We start from the raw sequence: 22,864 nt of genomic DNA on the forward strand, positions 1-22,864 counted from the left end.
TTGTTCTTGTAAAATCCTGAGCTTGTAAATGCCCTAATGGATGTCGTCTTGAAAAGACTGCCACCAGCCTTTTCCGGACCGACACTTGACCAACGAAAGGTATACGATGAATGACACCAAAGTCCGGCTTTCCGGTTATCACCGCCTCAAAAAATTACGCACTGCATTAGCAACAGCCAGAGGCACCGTCCTACTTACCGATTTAAAGCGCGAAGCCGAAGGAACTATCTCGCATGACCAAACCAAACGGGTCACTTACCTGACTAATCTGTTCTCAAGGATTCATCGAGAACTGTTTCAAGACTGGAAAGACCAAGCCACGATTCGGCACCGTCCCGGCACGATGACCGATGCCGATAAGCGCCTGAAATTTCGTAAAACCATCGGGCGTTTGGTACTAGACGAAGAAGCCAATAGAGATACGGCTATTTTCGACAATAACGGCTTTGTCATCAACGCCGACAACATTGATGAAAGATTGGCCGATTTTTACTTAAAAATGCGTATCGTTAGACCTTTTGATTACGGTAATCGCATCACACTCGATTTTTTCATGACCATCCTGGGCAGACTGCCGGCCTTTAAAGCGGTTTATGAACACGGCATCGATTTTCGCCGTATCGATCAAAGTGACGCCATCGCGCTGCACGATACGTCTAGCGATATTGAAGCGCTAACGCGCGCCTTCCGTCATGCTCTCGACCCGTTACGCAACCAGCCATTAATCAACCAAGCCAACGGCTACGGAATTTGGCCCGAGAATAAAACCTTCGTCTCGGGGATCCCTTTCTTATCCTATGTCACCGATAACGGCATCCAATGCCTGGTATCGGTCAACGGCGGATTGGTACCGTTGGACAGCATACAAGAAGAACTCTTTACCGCCGGCAAACACATTGCCGATTATCCCTTATGCTCACCGGATAACATTGTCGGCTACCTGCCCGGCACCGAACCCTTGCGTACAACGGAAAAAACCGAAATCGACGGCATAACCGTCGGCAAACAAGGAGAGGCGCCGCTATTTTGCCTTGACGTCAACATGTTGACCGGCTTGCGCTCGCCCAGCCATGCCGAATTATTGGAATTGGTCAAGCAGTGCGCAGGCAATCAAGCAAGCATTTTTAATCTGGCCGGTAACGAAACGCTAAAACTACAATTACTAGTTGCCGCGAACGGCGACGAACGTTTACAACGAAGCGTTGAAATTGCCTATGTCAGACTAGCCAAAATCGTGCGCATTCTCAAGCACGCCGAAGACGATATTTTCTTCGGAAAAACGCCGGTTGCAGAACCGCGGCTATTTATGTCGATGGGCGGGGCTGGTTCCGGAAAAAGCGTCGTCGAGGAAATTGCGACAAATCATTGCGGGGACAATTTCGTAATTGCCTCGCTCGATGAATTCAGAAAGCAAAGCGATCTTTATAAAGTACTGACCGCTGCCAACCACCATAGCGACGATTATGTATACGTGGAACCATTCGCTAACCGATTGCGCGACGCGGTAGCCCATCGCGCCAAACTCGAGCGGATAAATATACTCTACGACGGCACCGGAATTCCTTATTCGCCTCGCTACTCAGGCATTATCGATGAATTCAAACAAGCGGGATTTTATACACAAATCACCGCTGTCGATGCCTTTATCGTCAAACCCGGCAATCGCGAGCATGAGCTGATCCGTTCCACCGTGATAGATAGCGTCAAACAACGCTTCAACAAAACCGGCAGGGCCTTACCCTGGGTCATTACGGTTTATAAACACATTCGCTCCCCTGAGTCGTTTCTCGATGCTTTAGAAGACCCGGCTCTGGATAAAATTTCTCTATTTGCTAACGACAGCGAACCGGGCATGCATTACTTGATCGCCGAAAGCTTCAATTTACCCGACCGCGAAGTCAAATTACTCAAAACTCATCAACTATCGGGTTCGCTCGCTAAATCTCTCATCTCACTGAGTAAAACCAATGACGATTCGTTACTAAAAAATTTAGCACGCAACGACAAAACAACCCTCAGGCGAATGATCGATCGAAATCCCGAGTACAACGAGCAAAATGTCGCTTACTTAATTCACAATAGACTTCACGATCACCGAGTATTAGTCATTTACAACTGCCGGCGAATGATCGATTTTATCGATAAACGGCAACTCAATCCGAATGCGTCAGGCGAACAAGGCCTATTACACAAACCGGAAGCATTGGCCTTCCATGTCGATCCTCCCTCCCGCACCCCCTGGTTAATCTCGCTTCAAGATTCGACTTGATTGAATCATGTGCCTCTCTACCAAACCGAAAATATCGAAATATCCTTGAGGTCTAAAGCGGAATGGGAGCGTGGGAGTTCCTGATTTGCAAGTTTCTTCAGCTAAAGCCCAAAGATCAGCATATCCCTAGCAGGACGGGTTCGTAAGCCATGCGCGTCAAGCTAAAAACGGCCAACCCACATCACGCTCTTTCCCAAGCTCCAGCTTGGGAAAGACACCCCGGAAGCTCCAGCTTCCTGAGACCGACGCAACCTCCGCACATTCTCAGTCACCCCCGACTCGCTCGTTCACTCTTTCTTGATTGTCGGGAAGCTAGAGCTTCCTGAACAGGTTACCCAAGCTGGAGCTTGGGTAACAGCATATTTTAGTTTTTGCGACTACGACTGCCCCCTGTGCCAATATGACCTGAGACACTTACCCCTCGGAAATTAGAGTATAAAGGTAGGCCAGAATCATGAGCAAATCAAAAGCAGAGACCATGGAATCACCACAATTAACTGCGCCGGAGGTCGCGTTGGAAGACGCCCGTAGGGCGGCTGGAAACGCGACCTCCGGCGCGCGGCCCGATCCGGAGGTGGTTGCCACCGCCCAGCGCCGACAATTTACCAGCAGCGACAAGCGCCGCATCCTGGATGCCGCTGATCGCTGTACTCAGCCGGGTGAGATTGGCGCCCTATTACGCAAAGAAGGGATTTACTCCTCCCAATTAGCCACTTGGCGCAAACAGCGTGCTGCCGATCAGCGTGCCGCGCTGGCGCCGCAAAAGCGCGGGCGCAAGGCCGACTCGGCTCAGGCCGAGGACCGTCGTGTGCGCCAACTTACCCAGGAAAATGAGCGCCTGCGTCGCAGACTCGCTCAGGCCAATGCCATTATTGATGTCCAAAAAAAACTTTGCGTCTTGTTCGGACTGCCGGCGGACGAGACGCCGAGCGAGTCCAACTGATGCAAGCCCTTAACCAGCTGGCCCCGGAGGTCGGCCTGGCTCCGGCTTGTGCAGCCCTGAATTTGAACCGCAGTTCGGTCTATCGCGAGGATGCCCGTCGGCGCCTCCTGACGCCTGTGCCGGTAACGCGGGTGCCTCGTCCATCCGCCCCGCTGGCTTTCTCGACTAATGAGCGGCAGCAAATGCTGGCGGTGCTTAACAGCGAACGCTTCGCCGACTGCTCGCCGTATTTTGTCTATGCCACTCTGCTGGACGAGGGGCGCTACATCGGCTCGGTGCGCACCTTGTACCGTGCTCTGGAAGCGGACGGCCAGTCAGCGGAGCGCAGGCGCCAACGGATGCACCCGGTCTATACCAAGCCTGAACTCCTGGCCACCGCGCCCAATCAAGTCTGGAGCTGGGATATTACGAAACTCAAAGGCCCGGCTAAATGGACCTGTTTCCACCTCTATGTGATCCTGGATATTTTCAGTCGCTATGTCGTTGGCTGGATGGTCGCCCCGCGGGAAACCGCCGAACTGGCCGAGCAGCTGATCGCCGAGACGGTGACCAAGCACAACATCCCGCCGCATACCCTGACGCTGCATGCCGATCGCGGTTCCAGCATGCGCAGCAAGCCCGTGGCTGCCTTACTGGTCGATCTGGATGTCGCCAAGACTCATAGCCGGCCTTATGTCTCGGATGACAATCCCTATTCCGAGGCCCAGTTCAAAACCCTGAAATATCGGCCTGATTTCCCCGTCCGCTTCGGCTGCATTGAGGATGCCCGCAGCCATTGCCAACGCTTCTTCCCGTGGTACAACCAGTCCCATTGCCACTCGGGCATCGGTTACATGACCCCGGCCACCGTCCATTTCGACCAAGCGGCTACGGTATACCAAGCACGCGCAAAAACCCTGGAGATTGCCTTCCTCGCCAATCCAAAGCGATTCAAAGGAAAGTGCCCTTTGCCACCCAGCTTGCCTAACGCCGTTTGGATTAATCCGCCTATTAACACAAAGGAGAACCTCGACTCATAAATACACAACAATTAGACACTAATTAAAACAACTTGGTGTCTCAATGTCATTGACACATTCCGCTGGCCCCTGCTGGGACACTTGCTTCGGCAAGCTGAAACATCTTGTTAATAAGGTGAGAGTTTAACTATCCATTACCAATTTGGATACTCAATATAGACAAGCATCGCTGATTTCGGATGTATAAATATAAAAACACTACCAAGTCCTAATTGCTCACCCAAAGCGACTAGGTTATCCTTAGCAACCGGTAATCATAAGTTTCCGGAGCGAAAGACTATAAATATATTGGTCTTTTGCTATAACAACTAAAATAAAAACAGAGGTTCTCGAGATGGCAATGAATTTTTTGGATCAACTACTTAACCTAGCAGGGCTTAAATTGCCTGAAGCTAAAGAACGTTATGATCCATCCGTGTATATACAAGAAGATATCAAACCTGCTGCGACCAAACCTTCGACCGCTAATGCGGAACCTGCACGAATAAATAAAACATCGCAAAAGGAACAAGCAACTTCAACATTAACCGGGGTTGCTAAATACATGGCGAAGCAGCAACCGCAAACCGCTCAGGAAGCGCAATCAGCCAAAGGCGGACCTAAAACGGCACAATTATCCGGTGTCGCAAGATATGTAGCAAAACTGGAACAAGAAGCGCGAGAAAAAGCCGAGGCTGAAGCTGCTGCTTTGGCCAACATGAGTGGAGTCGAACGCTATCTCGCCAGACTGGAAGGCAAAACAGTAGCACCCCTAAACCAAACACCCGTAAACAACACACCGAAAGAAGTCGCACCGACTCGAGTCGAGCGCTATTTGTCGAGTCGGATAGAAAATACATCTGCTAAAACGGTAGCGGCACCGGCTAAACCTGCTGCAAAAGAAACGAAAGCTGTAGCGAAACCCGTCGAGACCCAAGCAAAACAGCCAGAGACAGTGCCTGTTAGCAAGCAAGCCCAGCCTGACAAACCCGCCGAAAAGAAAGCAAGCAAACCGTCCGCGTCGGTCAAAAAAGAACCTGAAGTTAAAACAGCGCCAAGCGATAAAATTATCGACCTTACCGTTAACGGCGAGCAATGCCATGCTACGACCTCTAGAGGTAAACGCTGCCGACGCTCAACAGGTTTAAAAGTCATAGAAAGAACGATCGACGGCAAAAAATACAGATTTTATGCTTGCCCTCAACACAACAACAAAGACTTTCAGCCATCTCCCGAGATATTGGAAAGATAAACCTGGAAAAAGCATTTCATCATGAAGAATAATAAGTTAGTTCAATGACTTGCCCAGCCCTAACAAGTTAAGCGCCCATCATGACCTAAAGACCACAAAATGTTAAAGCTGGGCTTGTTATTTGTTTATACTCATCGTAGATGAAAATTCGGCCTCGGGGTGCCCGTCAAAGGACACCGTAAATACGTCCGTGTAGGCTCTATGCCAGCTCCATGCTGGCAAAGCCTTTGCGAGCGCCATGGATGGCGTGAATGTCGATTTTGCAGGAGCAAAAATCGACCTAGCACCCCGGCACCTCCATGCGTCAATGCCGAAATTTGAAGTGCGATGGGTATAGGTTAACGCGAACATAAACAGTTACACATCTTAGGAATGAGCAGGAACGTCCCTTTTTTCAATATCGAACAGATTGTTGATAAGGAGGGCTCGGTTAAAACTTATACCGATATCAATTTATTCCGATTCAGAAGAAGATGCCTCCGGCGGCAGTCGACAAGTTTCACACAAACGGGCTAATTCCAGAAGGCTGGTTGCACCCGTTTTTTCCATGACTCGAGCACGGTGCACCTCGACGGTACGGTGGCTGATGCCGAGCTGTCTTGCGATTTCCTTATTGGCATGGCCCGCCACCACCAGCGACATCACTTCCGATTCGCGGGTGGTAAGACCGTTTAAACGCCTACAGAGCGCTTGCTCTGCCAGTAGCGAGTCTTCGTACCTCCGGGCTTCTTGCTCTAGGACTCCCCGAATCCGTTCGATCAATAACTTACTGGAAACGGGCTTCGTCAGAAAATCAACCGCTCCGGCTTTGATCACGCGAACGGTCGTGGGTATGTCTCCATAACCGGTCAGGAAAATGATAGGCAAATGAATATCCCGGCGGGTCAATTCGGTTTGCAACTCGTCGCCGGTCATATCCGGCATGTTGAGATCGAGAACCAAGCATCCTCTCTTACCCGGACAATAAGCTTGCAGAAAATGCTCGGCACTCTCGAAAGCTTGATAATTAAAGCCGGCAACTTCCATAACCTGCCCGAGGCCGTCACGCACCGCATCATCGTCATCGACGATGAAGACGTAGAAGGTTTGAGTGCTTATATCGCGCATGGCAAGGTAAAGTGGATGCTAAGGCCGTTGCCCGCATTTGGCTCGGCCCACATTTTTCCGCCGTGGGCCGCAATCAAAGAACGGCTTATCGCAAGACCCATTCCTAAACCGGCCGGTTTAGTGCTATGAAAAGGTTGAAAGATATTTCTAAGCGCAGCAGGATTCTCGACACCTATTCCGCTATCGCGCACTGTCACCCGAATCATGGTTGGATCGGCCTCATCGCGTTGCGTTGTCACGATGATCGCTTCGGCTTTTTCTCTCTGTTCCAACATAGACTCCAGGCCATTACGTAGCAGATTGATCAATACCTTCTGTATCTGCAGAGCATTGGCCTTAACCGGAGGCAAGTCAACGGCAAGATCCAGCTCAATTTTAAATTCATCAGAGAGCCCATCGGTTTTCATTAAATCGAACACTTCATGGATCGCGGCATTGATATCTACCGGTTCGCTAACGGTTTCCCCTTTTTGCAATAGGCTCACTAATTGCCGTATCACTTCGCCGGCGCGTTGCGCTTGCTGTGAACATTTTTCCATGACTTGACAAAGTTTTTGCGGATTAGGATTATCCGTTTGACACAAATGCAGCGCCACATCGGCATAAGAGGAGATAGCCGACAGCGGCTGGTTCAATTCGTGGGCAAACGCAGCGGCCGTCTGGACCGCAACATATAATCGGGACGACTGTTCCATTTTGTCGCGCCGCTCGTTGAGCTTCTTTTGCTTCATGTAGTCGGTAATGTCTAAATTGATGCCCAGGATACGGTAGGCTCGATTATTTTGATCGCTCAACAAAACACCGCGTGAATGAATCCAACGGTAAGACCCGTCTTTGTGGCGCAAGCGAAACTCCAATTCAAAATTCGGCTTGTGATCGGCAATGAAGTTTTCTATCGTCGCCATGACATATGCTCGATCGTCCGAATGCAAGCGGCTTTCCCAATCCTCGCTCCGGTTAAGTGATTCGCTATCGTCAAGGCCGATTTGCCGTTTTAATTCGGGCGATAAAAATAACTGACGGGTAATCAAATCCCAGTCCCAATATCCGGCATTGACTTCTTCGACGACCAGGGCGAGTCGAGCTTCGGAGTTGCGCAGCTCTTGCTCGGCCTGTTTGAGCGCCGTGATATCTAGAAAAGCCCCCACGGCACCACGCGGCTCGCCTTGTTCGTTAAATAAGGGCGAAGCATTGCCGAGTATTGTTATCTGTTGGCTGTCGGGACGAATAATATCGATGACTTGGTTTTTGACTACTTCTCCGCGAACGGCGCGCCGCATCGGTAAATCCTCATTTGCCAGCTCGAGCCCGTTTTGCATGACACGAATGGCGTTCATAACTTCACTACGGTTGGAAAGACCGACCCTCATCGGTATGCCGAGCATCACCTCAAGCGCCGGATTACCGCGAATATCGTAGACGTCCGAGCCATCGGCAATGCACAGTCCGATCGGTGCAGTATTGAAAATGACTTGCATCTCTTCTACTCTGCGCTCCAAGCTCCGGTTTAGTAAATCAATTTTTTTCTCGGTCAGCTTTCTATCCGTAACATCGACGACATGCACGACGACACCCTTGATCTTTCCGGTCGTATCCGTATTAGGAATATAAGTGGCCTGGACCCAGCGAGGCTCTCCATGCCCGTAGGGTATTTGTTGATCAAAATTTACCTGCTCCCCTGCAAGGGCACGTTCGAAATAGGGTTTAACGGTACGCCAGGCTTCTTGACCGATGATTTCCGGTGCTTTTCGACCAAGGATCCGATCCGCTGTGATACCGAACCATTTTTCATAGGTCGCATTGACTCGCAAATACTTAAACTCGGTATCCAAATAAGAGATCAGCGCGGGCGTCGCGTCCATGATCAAACGTAATTCGTTTTCCCGGTCGCGTAATGTCAATTCGGCCAGCTTACGGTCGGTAATGTCTTGGATATAACCATGCCAGAGAATGCCGCCATCCGTCTCGCTCCGCGGCATCGAATGACCTTCGATCCAAATCTCGCCTTTGGTCGGATGATTGTAGCGGAACGCATCTCGCCAAGCCTGGAGGGTACGAGCCGATTCGGCAATGGTTGCATGGATATGAACGAGATCGTCGGGATGGGTGCGAGCGAAAACAGGGCTAAAATCCTCGACCACAAGCTCGGGGCTGAACCCATATACCGATTCGAACAGCGGACTGGCATAAGGCATGCATGCCGTGCCGTCAGGGCGTAATCGGAACGAACAAATGACCCCAGGCACTGTTGCGGCAACCTTGGTTAATTGGTCCTGTAATCTTATCTGCTCCTTCATGGCCAATTCCGCATTCGTGCGGTCGGTCACGTCGCGCATGATCACGGTAAAGGTTTTCTCGCCGTTTATCTCGCACTTGGAAATGGACGCCTCGATCGGGAACTCTTCGCCATCGGCTCGTATTCCCCTAATGGACGACAGTCCATTTTTTATTCGATGAGCAACTCCTGCATCATCGAATCCACGAATAGATGAGCCATGTGCAGCGCGGAACCGCTCGGGCATAAAACGTTCGATAGTCCCGCCGATGGCTTCATCCGTACTGCAACCGAACATTTTTTCCGCTGCTGAGTTGAATAGCAAAATACGTTGATCGACGTCGATAGTAATAATCGCATCGCTAGCCGACTCGACTATGTCAGCATAGCGCTGCCGACTGTCCCGCAGCTCCAATTCGTTGCGTTTGTGATCGGTAATATCTTGCGTGGTCCCGAACCCGCCTAGCAAGTTGCCCTTTTTATCGTATTCCAGCCAAGCCTTTTCTCGAACCCATTTCACTGCGCCATCTACCAACAAACGGTGCTCGATATCATAGGGCTCGCCGCGCAGACCCGCTCGCCACATCCGGTCGACATAGTCCCGGTCTTCCGGATGCACGATGGCTAGAAAAGTCTGATAGGTCTTCGGCGTGCCTATCGGAATACCGAAAATACGGTGATTCTCGTCGGACCAAATTAATTCGTCACGCTTGATATCCAGCCGCCAGCTACCGATTTGCCCGACCGTTTGCGCACGATCCAAATCCTGTCGACTTTCCCATAACGCATGGGTGATTCGCCTATGAAAGCTGGTTGTCGCGACCATAACCACTGAGACAAAGCAAAAGGCTGCGTTTAATATCAATAGGTCGTCGAATTCGGTCTCGGCCGGAAACAATATCAGTGCATTGACTGCGATCAAGGATAATGCCGCCGCAAGAAAGCCGGGGTTCTTCCCTAACCAGAAAGAGACCAGATTAATCCCGAAAGCAAATAACAAAAATGCAGCGCGATCACCTATCACTGGAAAATAAATGGTCGCGAATGTCGTGGCGACGACGACCAGTACCGCCAGTCCGTATCGCAACACGGCAGGTTGATCGCCTAAATCAAAGAAAATTGTTTGGATTTTACATCGCGCGTCGGTCATCGGCTCTGATATTCAATGTTTATTGACGAGTGTCAATTTTGGGTCGAGCTACATAAATTGTGTTTGCCTAACAAATTGATATTCTTTCTCTCATCTACTGTCAATAAGCTCTCATTCTATAGTGGACCCCATTGTCCAGACAATTTATCACCGAGTTTAAGAGGGTGTTGTCTTTGTTACAGCTGACTGGCGCTGCCCCAATTCTTCTCTATTGTCTAAACCAATGACTCAAAAATTAAGTCATTTCCTTTTTCATTTTATTAAATTGTTATTATTGCGCCGCAGGCATTTTGATATTCCATCATGCTTGCTGCGGCGGAATGTGGTCAAAGGGTGAATTAGTGTGGGTAAGCTCGTGGTAAACTGCCTAAGCAGTTTTCTATCAGCTTATCCACACGTTCCGAAGGAAATTCACGCTTTGTCCACATGGAGTCCGCCGGTAGTCTCTTTATCTGTCCGTTCGTTAAATTTATCCACAATCATTGCCCCACCGCCTTCCGCTGTCTGATAGATTTGATCAGGTGTTTTATAGCCTAATGCCTGGTGATATCGCTCACCGTTGTAGAAGGCAAAATACTCGGTCAACCCCAACAATAGCTCAGGCATATAAACATAGTTTTTCGGATAAATATCCTCGTACTTAACACTCCGCCAGAGACGTTCAACAAAGATATTGTCCAATGCTCGCCCCCGTCCATCCATGCTGATTTTGATGCTGTTTTCTTGTAACACAGCGACCCATTTGTCACTGGTGAATTGCGAACCCTGGTCGGTGTTGAAAATCTCCGGTGCTCCGTATTGCTTGAGAGCAGCCGTTAAACAGTCCACACAAAACCCAACATCCATCGTGTTCGACACCCGCCAAGCCAAGATTTTGTGGCTGTACCAATCCATAATCGCCACCAGGTATACAAAACCATGTGCGAGCCGGATGTAGGTGATGTCCGTACTCCAGACCTGATTCGGGCGAATCACACTGAGCCCTCTGAGCAAATACGGATAAACCGTATGTTCAGGATGTTTTTTGCTAGTATTCGGGCCTGGAACCATCGCAATCAGGCCCAATATCCGCATCAAGCGTTGCACACGCTTTCGGTTCACGGCGTGACCTTGCATGCGTAGCCAAACCGTCATTTTCCGGCTGCCATAAAAGGGATGCCGAGTATATTCTTCATCCAGTAAGCGTAGCAACATCAGTTCGACTTCATCTACTTCGTGCTTGTCCGTATACACTGTCGATCGTGCGATGCCAGCCAGTCGGCACTGTGCGGCTACCGACAGTCCAGCACTTGAATTAATCCAGCCCTGACGCAGGCTTAAAGGTTGATCCCGGACTTTTTTTTAAGCCATTCCAGCTCCATGTTGAGCTGGCCAATCTTGGCGTACAAGCGCTCTGGATCGCTTTGCGGATCAATGGCCTTGGGGCCACGCTTTACGTCAAACAATTGACTGGCATTTTCCAATAAAGCCTTCTTCCATAGACCTACTTGGGTCGGATGAACACTATAGTCTTGTGCTATTTCATTAACCGTTTTACTCCCTTTTACAGCCTCCAGTGCCACTTTAGCCTTTTGTGTACTGGTCATCAACGTGCGCTTTTTTTCACTCATTCTCGCCTACCTTTTTTATGATAGACACCATCTTAAACTATTGTCTGGATTTTGGGGTCCACTATATTCTTTACAAGCAAAGAGATCTCAACGATCGCTCGAATTGCGTCAATATCTGGTTTTTTAAAACACTGATTAGCTACTTATCGACCAAGTCTTAACATTTTCTGACAGGACCCCCCCTATTTTCAATACAAACAGAAACTTATGCATTTTTGGGCAGTCCTTTTCGGTTCCGGCTTGTCCGGGTAGGGTAAAAGTAGTGATGATTTCAGAAAAGACTCAAACCTGTTTTTCAGTCGACCGTTCATTCGCGTTTCTGTAGCAACGTATCAAAGGCTTCGGCGGATAGGGGTTTTGAAAGTAGGTAACCTTGAGCAAAATCACAGCCCATTTTTTCGAGTTGCTCTCGCTGTTCATGGGTTTCCACCCCTTCCGCGATCACCTTTATCTTGAGTTTGTGCGCCATAGCAATCATCGCTTCACAAAGCATTATTTTATTCGATTGATTCAGCAACTGGCTGACAAACGACCGATCTATTTTTAGATATGCAATATGAAATTTTTGCAAGCAGGACAATGATGAGCAACCGGTGCCAAAATCGTCGATACTGATCGGCATGCCAATTTCACAGAACGAAGACAAAGTGCTTGAAATAGCATGTGAAGTGTCCAATAGAAGACCTTCGCCTATTTCGACTCCAATACTGTCAACCGTAAGTCCATTTTGTTGCAAATGCTCGAACCAACTATTTTGATGTTCGCTGCCGTAATGGAATAACATTGGAGAGCCGTTGATGCTGATCTGAAAACGTTTATCAAAATATCTTCGCCAGAGCTTCACTTGTCGTGCCGCTTCTTTAAATACCCAATCGCTAATTTCAACGATTAATCCTGTTTTCTCGGCAACCGCAATAAAATCCGTCGGATTAAGCCATCCCTGCTGCGGATGTCGCCAGCGGATCAGCGCCTCCGCCTTATAAATTACTCCGCTTGCCAATTCGATAATGGGCTGATAGTGCAACTGCAACTGATTATCGGCAAGCGCATCTCGCAAATCGTTATCTAAAATGGCTTGGGATCGAACAGTCTCCTGTATGGTATGAGTGAAATAACTGAACCGGTTACGGCCCGCCTCTTTGGCGTCATACATGGCTTGATCGGCATTCTTCATCAATGTTTCAATTTCGGAGGCATCCTCCGGATAAAATGTGATACCGATACTAGCGGAAATATTGACCTTTTTGCCATTCAACAAAAGCGGCTCAGCCAGTTGTTGCAATATACCTTGAGCAATGCGTTCAATGCTGACACGATCCTCCATTTCATTCAGAATAATGGCGAACTCATCGCCGCCCAAGCGCGCCACCGTGTCGGTCTCGCGCACACAATGGTTCAACCGCCGCGCAATCTCCAACAACAGACTGTCACCCATGTCGTGCCCCAAGGTATCATTGATTTCCTTGAAACGGTCGAGGTCAAGCAACATCAAAGCCATCGTCCGACCTTCCCTGTAGGCTTGTTTGATTGCCAATTGCATGCGGTCATAAAACAAATACCGGTTGGGTAAGCAGGTTAGCTGATCGAAGTTTGCTCGTTTCCACATCGTTTCTTCCGCGCGCTTGCGGTCGGTAATGTCGGTGCTAATCGCGACACGCTGCAGTACCTTACCGTTGCTGTCGTAATTGGTATTGATTCTCAACCATTCAAGATAAATTTCACCATTCTTGCGACGCTTCCAAATCTCGCCCTGCCAATGTCCGGTTTTCCGCAAGGCCTTCCAGATATTCAAATAGAAACGACTGTCATGGCACTCGGATTTATAAAAATGTGCGAATTGACCGACGACTTCCTCTTCGGTGTAGCCGGTAAGTTTTGTGAAAGCGGGATTGACGGCAACGATACGGTAACTGGCGTCGGTAATCAAAATAGCTTCGTCTATCGCCTGATAGGCCATTGTGGCAATTTGTAATCGACGCTCGGTTTGCTTGCGTTCGGTAATGTCCGAAACCGCGGCACGACAGATTTGAAGTAAAGGATCGGCAATGGCCTTAATTTCTATCCAAATCATTCGCCCGGCTATTTTTAACGTCACCTCGCAGCTTTGATGATGCCTGATTGAAAATGTTTTCTCCAGAAAAGCATTGAATGTAGATTGAGACTCTTCAGCGACTAGCTTTGCAAAATGTTGTAGGCATAAAGTCGACCGCGGTATGCCAAGCAGCCACTCTGCAGCCTGATTAGCATCGACAATGCTGCTATCGGAGGCCAGCATGAAATAGGCAACGGGTATAAAATCGTCGAGCTTGTTGTAACGTTCTAACGAGGCATCAAGTTGAGTCGGGGCAATGCGCAACTTGTCCAGTTCGCCCCGGCGGGCTTTTAGTTGGCGTTGTAGATTTTGGGAACCTGTCGCTTTTTGGGCGATTGCCGCCGACATTTTACTGAGTTGTAGTTCAGTTTGCTGAGGCAGATGGCTGTCATCGATAGTGCTATGGGGCATCTTTTTCATAAAACAGCTAACCCCCTCGAATTTATTGAAAACAATGAACCTAGACTAGTTGTCGATAGCGCCTTTTTAGTTAGTTCTTTGTCAGTATCTTGCCCTGGTCAAGTATTGATCCAATTTGTTCAAATTGAAGGACATTTCTATCGGTCGATAACACAAAGTCGGCCAGCGCAGTAATTGCGAGCCAATTTGACCTATCATTGATAAAATTGAATGCGTCCATGAAGAGCGTATTGAGTTTTTTCTCTCTAAGTTCCCGAGTCACAACAAAGCAATCAAGATACTCGTTGACTAGCTCCAAATCGGATGATCCGCCATAATATTGCAGCGCCTCGATATTCACTAGCCGAGGGTTTATGGGCTCATTGTCGCGCAATGCGATATATCTGGCTTCGGCCAGCGGTCCAACGAGTAAATTGATGATATCGGCTTCGAAAGCACACTGATAAACAAGCTTTTGTGCATTAGAAAAGTATTTTGTCGTTTCGTGAAACGAGGTTGCTATCGTATGAATCAAGCGACCACCTTCTACTTTAGCCATATAGCGAGCCGATCGATCTCCCAAACGCTCGGACGACTGAAAGTCGGTATTTAACGGTTTGACACATATCTGAAAAAAAACCGGCGGCAGTCCTTTCTGTTGGTTGCCCAAATGTATGGCTGCAGCATGGCCCGCTTCATGGAAAGCGATGTTACGGCTAATTTCTCTATGGGATTGTGAAGATGAGACCTTAAGATTAAAGGTACGATTCATCATGGTGAGCTCTCTCTTAAGATATAGGATTATTCTGTTTTATCGGGGGGTTAGTATCTATGAATCATCATCTGAAAACTATACGTATGAATACTTACGAACTGATGTTTCAGAGTACAGAAAATCGAATAAGAGAGATCTGCTTCTGGCAGCAAATCGACCCGTAGCTTTTGCTAATGAAATTTAGCTAGACCAAGGAATGGAAAGAATCCCGAGCGGCATCGAAGGATGAAACAGCTGATCATCGCGTACATCAGCCATGTGGGGTCTATCAAACAACAGCGGAAGGCTTATTCTTGCTATTCCTGGTAAAGCTCACTGCTGCCATCCATATCGCCGGTCTGACTATAGAGCATCGAAGGACCGCTTCTAAGCATCGCCGCATCGACGACGCTCAACACAGCGATGCGATGATCGCCGGCATCGGTGAAATGGCTGAGCTCGCAATCGAAATAGGCGAGACTTTCAGGTAATACCGGTGCGCCGGTTTTCGCCTGTTGCCAGGCATATCCCGTCATTTTATCGGGTACGGAGCGGCCGAAATGTTCCGCGATAGCCATTTGATCTCGACCTAGGACATTGACTGTACAGCATCGGCCCGATTCGAGCAGCCGATAAGAATTGTGCTCAGGATTGATGCTCAGCGCCAACATGACCGGATCGAAAGACACCTGCATGAGCCACGCTGCGGTAAAGGCATTGGTTTTTTCGCGGTCGCGCACGCCGATCACATAAACGCCGTGATTGATTAGCCGGCATAAATCCGCTATTTTTTCGCTCATGTCAATTCACCAGGTTGATACGCATCGAAAGGTCGATCGCTTTAACATTTTTGGTCAAAGCCCCTACTGAAATAAAATCGACGCCGGTTTCGGCAATTTTTTTAACGCTTTTCAGATCGACATTACCGGACGCTTCCAACTCGACCCGGTCGCCGTTTAGCTTAACCGCGGCCTTCAAATCGTGAAGGCTGAAATTATCGAGCATGATCCGGTCCGGCGCGGCAGCAAGCGCCTGTTCAAACTCTTGAAGATTCTCCACTTCAATTTCGACCGGCAATTCGGATATTTCGCGCGCCATTTGCACTGCGGCGGCAATCGAGCCCGCCGCAATGATATGATTTTCTTTGATCAAGATACCGTCGAACAGCCCAAGCCGATGATTAATACAGCCGCCGCAAGCCACTGCGTATTTTTGAAGTTTTCTCAAACCGGGTAGGGTTTTGCGCGTGTCGAGGATTCGGCAATTCGTTCCGGCTACGGCATCGGCGTATTCTCTCGCTTGCGTCGCGGTTGCGGACATTGTTTGTAGAATATTTAACGCACTTCGTTCGCCGGTCAACAAGGCACGAGCATTACCCTGTAACCGACATAGCACAGTATCCTTGGAGACCTTATCACCTTCGGTGACTAGCCATTCGATATGTACATTTTCGTCTAGGAGCCGGAACACGGCGTCGAAACAGGCGTGTCCGCACAAAACCATGTCTTCACGCGTGATGACTTCAGCCCGAGCGTTTTTGTTTTCGGGAATGATTTGCGCGGTAATATCGCCGGTACCGATATCTTCTTCGAGGAAAAGTTGAATTTGCTCAATAATGGACGATTGGTTCATACTTTAATGCTCCGCATAATTTTAAAAAGCCCATGATACTCTCGAATCACTGTCTCGATGATTGTACGCAAAGGCCTTCACCGAATCATGACGAACGCCCCGACCCTAACGATATTTCGCTAATTGTGATTCATTGCATCAGCTTGCCGCCCGGCGAATTCGGCACGCCGCATATCGACCGCTTGTTTAGCAATACATTATGTCCCGGCGATCACCCTTATTTTCAAGACATTCATCAAATAAGAGTCTCGGCGCATTTGCTGATCCGAAGGACCGGCGAAGTCGTACAATACGTACCATTCGACAAACGCGCCTGGCATGCGGGCCTTTCAAGCTATCGAGGCCGCGAACGCTGTAATGATTTTTCAATCGGCATCGAGCTCGAAGGGACCGAAACATCTCCCTACACCGACGAGCAATATGAACAACTCGCGGCAACGCTCCAGTGTCTATTTAAGCATTATCCGAAATTGTCCAAACAAACGCTGACCGGACACAGCGATATTGCACCTAACCGCAAGACCGACCCGGGCCCGTCGTTCGATTGGGATAGGCTGCTCGATTTATTAAGGAACGAGCATGAAATAACTTCGACAAATGTGGAAAGGGGGTTCGGTGGCTCGATTGACAGGTGACGGCGGCAGGGCAGATTTTTGCTCCTCGGCAATTGCTCCTGCATTGCTCTACTACACGCCATCCATGGCGTAATGCAAAATCTGCATTCATGCCATCCATGGCAATCAGATTCCGCCGTCAAGCCTACATGGGCGTATTCACGGCGTCCTGTCAAGCGAGTCACCGAACCGCCACAATGCTTAATGCTTGTAGAAGTTATTTTGTGCATATTCCTACTCCCTTTTGATTGAAAAACCGTCTAAGAATAAAAGGTATGGGATGTGTCTATCGAGGACCGCCGTGAACCCTTCCATGGGGGCTTGACGGCAGCGATCCCTGCTGCCGACATCCTCGCTAGCCACACCCCACACCTTCATAAAGTTAGCCATTTTTTGAGTATAAAGGGAGTAACGTAGTGTAGGCTTCGAGAACCCTTTCGAGCGAACCGGGTCAGGATACTCATCAAAAGGTACGCATTGCGTACACACCGCTTTTTCACGAGGCTTCGTCTTTTTTGCCAAAACCGAACGACTCGGCAATCATCAACGCGACACCGATCGTAATTGCCGAGTCGGCGATGTTGAACGCCGGCCAATGCCAATCCTGATAATAAACATCGAGAAAGTCGATTACATAACCGTAAGCGAGCCGGTCGATCAAATTGCCGACCGCACCGCCCAGCACCAATGCCAACGAAACCGCCAACAGGGTTTCATGCCGCTTGAGCCTTGCCAACCAAACCGTTATCACAACGCTGATCACGAAGGCCAGCACGGCAAAAAACCAGCGCTGCCAGCCGCCGGCTTCGCTCAAGAAACTGAACGCCGCACCGGTATTATGCACATAGGTCAGATTAAAAAACGGCAATACTTGAATCGATTGATAAAGCTGCATGTTTGCCGCTACCGCAAGCTTGGTAACTTGATCCAGAACCAGCACGACAAACGATAACCAAAGCCATTTATACATACGACTAGTCCTTATTTACGCGTAATGCCTGACTTCGCCGTCGCCGACTATATTCTCGACGCAGCGTCCGCACAATTCCGGATGATTCGGATCGACGCCAATATCGGCGCGCTGGTGCCAGCAGCGCACGCATTTGGCATGCTCGGATACCGAAACCTTGATCTTTAATCCTTCCAACTCGGATTGAACGGCATCATCGGGACTCGATGCCAGCTCTTGAACAGTTGCCGCAGACGTAATAAACACAAAGTGCAATTCGCTCTCGAGTTGTTTCAAGACAGGGAAGTAGCGTTCGTCGGCATACAAAGCGACCTCGGCATTGAGGGATGCGCCGATCGCACCGGTTTTGCGCACCCGCTCCAATTCCTTGCTGACCGCTTCGCGCACGGCCATTACCTTTACCCAAAAGGCTCTGTCCATCGAAGAATCTTTGTCCAACTCGAAAAGCCCTTGGTACCAAGTTTCGAGAAATACGGATTGACTGCGCTGCCCCGGCAAATAGTGCCAGATTTCGTCGGCGGTATAGCTGATGATTGGCGATAGCCAACGCGTCAATGCCTCGGCGACATGATACATCGCGGTTTGCGCGGAACGGCGCGCCAAACCGTCCTCTTTCGCGGTATATTGCCGGTCTTTGATGATGTCCAGATAAAACCCGCCGAGGTCGACTGCGCAGAAGTTATGCACTTTTTGGTAGACCTGGTGGAATTGATAGCTTTCGTATGCGGCAACGACCTCTTGCTGCAAACAATAAGCGCGGTCGACGACCCAGCGGTCCAATGCCAATAGTTCGTTCGCAGGAACCTTATGCAGGGCCGGATCGAAGCCGTCCAAATTGGACAGCAAGAAACGCGCGGTATTACGCAAGCGTCGGTAGACATCGGAGGTTCTTTTCAGAATTTCGTCCGAGACATTCATTTCGGCGCGATAATCGGTCGCCGAAACCCACAAACGCAACACATCGGCACCCAAGGTTTTCATGATCGTTTGCGGCGCGACAACGTTACCGCTCGACTTGGACATTTTTTTGCCGTCCGCATCAACCGTGAAGCCGTGCGTCAATACCGCTTTATAAGGCGCCACACCGCGCATCGCAACCGATGCCAAGAGGGACGATTGAAACCAACCGCGATGTTGATCCGACCCTTCCAAATACAAGTCTGCCGGAAAATCCAGGTTATCCCGGGCATCGAGTACGGCATAATGCGTCACACCGGAATCGAACCAGACATCGAGCGTATCTTGCATTTTTTCGTAATGTTCGGCATCGGCACCGAGTAATTCGGCCGCGTCCAATTCGAACCAGGCGTCGATGCCTTTTTGTTCGATGCGCAGAGCCACTTGTTCGATCAATGCCTCGGTGTTCGGATGCAAGTCGCCGGTTTCCTTATGCACGAATAACGCAATCGGCACGCCCCAGGTACGCTGACGCGATACGCACCAATCCGGACGGCCGCCGACCATGCCTTCGATACGGGCCTGCCCCCAGTCCGGTATCCATTGGACCTTGCCTATCTCCTCAAGCGCCTTGTCGCGCAAACCGTTTTTCTCCATCGAGATAAACCATTGCGGCGTCGCGCGGAAGATGATCGGCGTCTTATGCCGCCAGCAATGCGGATAACTGTGCAGCATCGATTCGTGATGCACCAGTTTTCCTCGCTCAGCCAAAACAGCCAAGACATGATCGTTCGCGGTAAAAACATGCTCGCCGGCAAACAATTCGGTATTCGGCAAGAATACACCGTTGTCGCCGACCGGGTTATCGACCGGCAAATCGTACTTCAAGCCGACGACATAGTCTTCCTGACCATGACCGGGCGCAGTATGTACCGCCCCGGTACCTGCCTCGATCGTGACATGATCGCCGAGTATCACCGGCACTTGGCGCGCATAGAACGGATGTTGCAACAACTGATTTTCCAAAGCGTCGCCCTTGCAATAAGCGATCACATGATAATCTTCAAAGCCATAACGAAGCATTGCATCTTTCAGTAAGGCTTCGGCCAAGACCAGCCTTTCCTTCGCGCCGTCTTTTTCGCATTGCACGACCGCATATTCCAATTCCGGGTTCAATGCTACAGCCTGGTTGGCCGGCAAGGTCCACGGCGTGGTCGTCCAAATCACGACCGAGATTGGGCCTTCGCCTTCGTGCTCGGGCACATGATGACAGCGCGCCAAAAATGCGGCTTCATCGACGACCTGAAAACGCACATCGATGGCCGGCGAATGCTTGTCTTCATATTCGACTTCGGCCTCGGCCAGCGCCGAACCGCAATCGGTACACCAATGTACAGGTTTAGCGCCTTTACTGAGATGACCGTTTTTGCTGATCTTGCCGAGTGCGCGAACGATATCGGCTTCGAACTTGTAATTCATCGTCAAATACGGGTTATCCCATTCGCCCAATACACCCAAGCGAATGAATTCGCCCTTTTGCATCTCGACTTGCTTGGCCGCATAGTCGCGGCAGGCATTGCGGAATTCGGCCTCGGAAACTTTGCCGCCGGCCTTGCCGACTTTCTTTTCGACCATCAGCTCGATCGGTAGACCGTGACAATCCCAACCCGGTACATAAGGCGCATCAAATCCGCTCAATGATTTAGACTTGACGATGATATCTTTCAAAACTTTATTGACCGCGTGACCGATATGAATCGCACCGTTCGCATAAGGAGGTCCGTCATGCAGAATGAAGCGAGGGCGGCCGGCAAACTCTTCCCTGATTTTTCGATACAGATCGATGTCGTTCCAAGCCGCCAGCCGCTCCGGTTCGCGTTGCGCCAGATTGGCTTTCATCGGAAAGTCCGTTTTAGGTAAATTCAGTGTAGTTTTATAATCCATCGTCGTTAACTTAAGTTAAATCAGTAAAATTTTTTTAGCTTCGGCCACATCGTTGACGATTTGCGCCTTGAGTTCGGTCAGCGAAGGAAAACGCATTTCATTTCTTATTTTCTTCTTGAAATGCACTTCGACATAGTGCCCGTAAATATCGCGATTGAAATCGAATAAATGGGTTTCCAAAATCACCTTCGAACCGCCGCCCACGGTCGGCCGGGTTCCGACATTAGCAACACCGGGAATTTCCCGTCCGTCGATGCCTGTCATGACAACCGCGAACACACCCTCGATCGGCGTGTTTTTTCGCGATAGCTGAATGTTCGCGGTTGGAAATCCTATCGTGCGCCCTATCTTATCGCCATAGGCCACTCGACCACAAACCGAATAAGAACGCCCCAGCATACTGGCCGCATAATCCAAGTCGCCCTCGCCCAAGGCATCCCGAATCATCGTGCTGCTAACTCGATGCCCGTCCAATTGGTAAGAAGGCGTATCTTCGACTTGAAAGCCGAATTCAAGGCCCTTTTCCTTCAGCATCGCGAAATTACCGCGCCGCGCCTTGCCGAAATGAAAATCATCACCGACCACGAGATATTTGACATTCAGCCGTTTCAGCAAAATACCTTCGATAAAAGCCTCTGCATCCAAATCGGCAAAGAAGCGATTAAAACGTAGTATCAATACTCGATCAATCGGCGAATCCGAGAACTGAATAATTTTTTCCCGTAATCGGGTCAGACGCGACGGCGCATTTCTGCCTTGAAAATATTCCAATGGCTGGGGTTCGAATATCAAAGCGACCGACGGCAACCCCATTTCCCGGCCTTGCCGTGCCAATTTGTCGATAACCGCCCGGTGACCTAAGTGCAAACCGTCGAAATTGCCTATCGTCAGCACACAACCTTTCGGCATGGGCTCAATGTGAGCCAATCCTCTTATCAATCGCATGAACACATCTTGCTGGAAAAACAGTGAATTCTACCATTATCCGGCGTATGTGACCGACAATTTGCACCCCAGCAGCAATTCCCAATTTGGAAATCAAAAAGGGTGTGGGGTATGCTTGGCGAGGATGTCGGCAGCAGGGGCAGATTTTTGCTCCTCGGCAATTGCTGAGTTACATGGATGTAATGAATGCAGAAAATGCAGGAGCATTTTTCTGTCCTGCATTGCCCTACTACACGCCATCCTTGGCGTAATGCAAAATCTGCATTCACACCATCCTTGGCGCTTAGCTGCCGCCAAGCCCCCATGGATGGGTTTACGGCGTTCCTCGACAGGCATACCCCACACCCTAAAATCGGCGAAACTGCTCAAACTGGGAATTGCTGGAAAAACGCGCCGCCTATACTCAACCTAAGTCACAACAAACCCGCAAGTAAAACGCTCCAGGCCAAAGCCACTATCGGCGCCGCAAAAAATTTGGTATTTTGAAAGCCACGAAAAATGCATCAGGAGCCGCATCGACGCCGAAAAGCCTGGCAATCAACATATTTCTAAGGCATCCACAATACGCGAAAGCATCGTCATAAAACTGGCGATCATTGTTGTTTTAACAATCTCCCTGCCCAAAACGACTATTTCTCACATCATTAAAAATTGACAATAGTAGCACTACGCAAGATAATATGCGGTCTTATTAACTCACCCTTTACGAATCGATATACTATGGCTAATACAGCACAAGCTAAGAAGCGGGCGCGACAAGCGGAAAAAAGCCGCATTCGTAACGCTGGACAACGCAGCAATCTGCGTACTTTCATCAAAAAAGTTCTGGCTGCGGTCAACGCAGGCGACAAAGAAAAAGCGCAAGCCGCTTTTCAAACTGCGGTCCCCATTATCGATTCCGCAGTCAACAAAGGCCTGATCCACAAAAACAAAGCCGCACGCAGCAAAAGCAGATTAAACGCCAAAATTCGCGGCCTTGCTTAATCGATAAAAAAGCCGAATGCAACGCCCTT

Annotated in this window: 16 protein-coding genes; 5 read left to right on the top strand and 11 right to left on the bottom strand. The window is 49.5% G+C overall.

Going from position 1 to position 22,864, the window contains the following annotated elements; genetic code table 11:
- Positions 1-106 precede the first annotated feature (106 nt).
- The 3 genes from EQU24_RS19020 (at position 107) to EQU24_RS19030 (ending at position 5,462) form a co-directional block, all read left to right on the top strand.
- Positions 107-2,269: a zeta toxin family protein gene (locus EQU24_RS19020; protein ID WP_017842048.1), complete on the top strand. Its 2,163-nt coding sequence runs from the start codon at positions 107-109 to the stop codon at positions 2,267-2,269.
- Positions 2,270-2,747: 478 nt separating this feature from the next.
- Positions 2,748-4,231, top strand: a protein-coding gene (locus EQU24_RS19025) for an IS3 family transposase (protein WP_412768467.1) whose coding sequence is annotated in 2 segments (ribosomal slippage) — positions 2,748-3,191 and positions 3,194-4,231 — 1,482 coding nt in all. Because the reading frame shifts where the segments join, the coding sequence is not laid out codon by codon here.
- 334 nt (positions 4,232-4,565) lie between these two features.
- Entirely contained in the window at positions 4,566-5,462 is an 897-nt protein-coding gene (locus EQU24_RS19030) for a hypothetical protein (RefSeq protein WP_138767229.1), read from the top strand.
- 453 nt (positions 5,463-5,915) lie between these two features.
- Here EQU24_RS19030 and EQU24_RS19035 read toward each other — a convergent pair whose 3' ends face one another.
- The 7 genes from EQU24_RS19035 to nadC form a co-directional block, all read right to left on the bottom strand.
- Positions 5,916-6,569, bottom strand: a complete 654-nt coding sequence (locus EQU24_RS19035; protein ID WP_017842045.1) for a response regulator transcription factor — start codon at positions 6,567-6,569, stop codon at positions 5,916-5,918.
- Positions 6,557-9,994, bottom strand: coding sequence for a PAS domain S-box protein (locus tag EQU24_RS19040; protein ID WP_017842044.1), 3,438 nt, complete (start codon positions 9,992-9,994; stop codon positions 6,557-6,559). The genes EQU24_RS19035 and EQU24_RS19040 overlap by 13 nt, the downstream gene beginning before the upstream one ends.
- 411 nt (positions 9,995-10,405) lie before the next feature.
- A protein-coding gene (locus EQU24_RS19045; RefSeq protein ID WP_085986407.1) for an IS3 family transposase occupies positions 10,406-11,604 on the bottom strand; the annotation gives its coding sequence in 2 pieces (ribosomal slippage) (positions 10,406-11,328 and positions 11,328-11,604; 1,200 coding nt in all).
- Between the two features lie 307 nt (positions 11,605-11,911).
- The gene (locus EQU24_RS19050) at positions 11,912-14,116 is read right to left on the bottom strand and encodes a putative bifunctional diguanylate cyclase/phosphodiesterase (protein WP_017842042.1); all 2,205 of its coding nucleotides are present in this window, start codon (positions 14,114-14,116) and stop codon (positions 11,912-11,914) included.
- A gap of 70 nt (positions 14,117-14,186) precedes the next feature.
- Positions 14,187-14,870: a hypothetical protein gene (locus EQU24_RS19055; protein WP_017842041.1), complete on the bottom strand. Its 684-nt coding sequence runs from the start codon at positions 14,868-14,870 to the stop codon at positions 14,187-14,189.
- A 296-nt stretch (positions 14,871-15,166) separates the two neighbouring features.
- Positions 15,167-15,649, bottom strand: coding sequence for a flavin reductase family protein (locus EQU24_RS19060; RefSeq protein WP_017842040.1), 483 nt, complete (start codon positions 15,647-15,649; stop codon positions 15,167-15,169).
- A gap of 1 nt (position 15,650) precedes the next feature.
- Positions 15,651-16,481, bottom strand: a complete 831-nt coding sequence (gene nadC / locus EQU24_RS19065) for a carboxylating nicotinate-nucleotide diphosphorylase (RefSeq protein WP_017842039.1) — start codon at positions 16,479-16,481, stop codon at positions 15,651-15,653.
- Positions 16,482-16,513: 32 nt separating this feature from the next.
- On the opposite strand from nadC, the gene ampD reads away from it, so the two are divergent.
- Positions 16,514-17,116: a 1,6-anhydro-N-acetylmuramyl-L-alanine amidase AmpD gene (gene ampD / locus EQU24_RS19070; protein ID WP_014149994.1), complete on the top strand. Its 603-nt coding sequence runs from the start codon at positions 16,514-16,516 to the stop codon at positions 17,114-17,116.
- A 475-nt stretch (positions 17,117-17,591) separates the two neighbouring features.
- Here the strand turns inward: ampD and lspA are convergent, their stop codons facing one another.
- The 4 genes from lspA to EQU24_RS23110 all read right to left on the bottom strand — a co-directional run bounded on the left by lspA (position 17,592) and on the right by EQU24_RS23110 (position 22,395).
- Complete coding sequence (gene lspA / locus EQU24_RS19080) at positions 17,592-18,065, bottom strand: signal peptidase II (RefSeq protein WP_017842037.1); 474 nt, start codon at positions 18,063-18,065, stop codon at positions 17,592-17,594.
- 15 nt (positions 18,066-18,080) lie between these two features.
- A complete protein-coding gene (ileS, locus tag EQU24_RS19085; protein WP_017842036.1) occupies positions 18,081-20,906 on the bottom strand; it encodes an isoleucine--tRNA ligase in 2,826 nt (941 codons plus the stop codon).
- Between the two features lie 15 nt (positions 20,907-20,921).
- The gene (gene ribF / locus EQU24_RS19090) at positions 20,922-21,851 is read right to left on the bottom strand and encodes a bifunctional riboflavin kinase/FAD synthetase (protein ID WP_026130320.1); all 930 of its coding nucleotides are present in this window, start codon (positions 21,849-21,851) and stop codon (positions 20,922-20,924) included.
- A gap of 454 nt (positions 21,852-22,305) precedes the next feature.
- Entirely contained in the window at positions 22,306-22,395 is a 90-nt protein-coding gene (locus EQU24_RS23110; RefSeq protein ID WP_017842034.1) for a lipid II flippase MurJ, read from the bottom strand.
- A gap of 176 nt (positions 22,396-22,571) precedes the next feature.
- Between EQU24_RS23110 and rpsT the strand changes: the two genes are divergently transcribed.
- Positions 22,572-22,835 (top strand): 30S ribosomal protein S20, encoded by a 264-nt coding sequence (rpsT, locus tag EQU24_RS19105; RefSeq protein WP_017842033.1) that lies wholly within the window; start codon positions 22,572-22,574, stop codon positions 22,833-22,835.
- Positions 22,836-22,864: the final 29 nt, after the last annotated feature.

Origin of the sequence: Methylotuvimicrobium buryatense (assembly GCF_005931095.1) — a bacterium.
GTDB classification, from domain to species: Bacteria; Pseudomonadota; Gammaproteobacteria; order Methylococcales; family Methylomonadaceae; genus Methylotuvimicrobium; species Methylotuvimicrobium buryatense.